General features: G+C 42.6%; 1 pseudogene. It reads right to left on the bottom strand.

Features of this window, described 5'->3' with window-relative positions:
- Positions 1-244 (bottom strand): annotated as a pseudogene (locus MiAbW_RS19460) (hypothetical protein); the annotation flags it as partial.

The following is a 244-nucleotide window of genomic DNA, read 5'->3' as shown; positions in this document are numbered from 1 at the left end:
TTGATTTTCCAAGAGATTAAACCGATTTCATACCAAGATGTTAGATTTCTCTTGATTCCCAATACTAGATCGGGTAGTTCATCGATTAGCTCCCCTAGTCCATACGATTCTTCGATACTGATAGCCATATCGTAGAGAGACCGGCCTAGTTCACTTTCTGGAATGTCGGAACCGAATAATGGTTCAAAGGGGTTGAGACAGTGACCGGGTTTAACGGGCCAGTCTTCTTGTATTCGATCTTGAA

The sequence above is a fragment of the Microcystis aeruginosa NIES-4325 genome, assembly GCF_008974145.1.
Taxonomy (GTDB): domain Bacteria; phylum Cyanobacteriota; class Cyanobacteriia; order Cyanobacteriales; family Microcystaceae; genus Microcystis; species Microcystis aeruginosa_G.
This window is presented reverse-complemented; position numbering and strand designations above follow the sequence as displayed.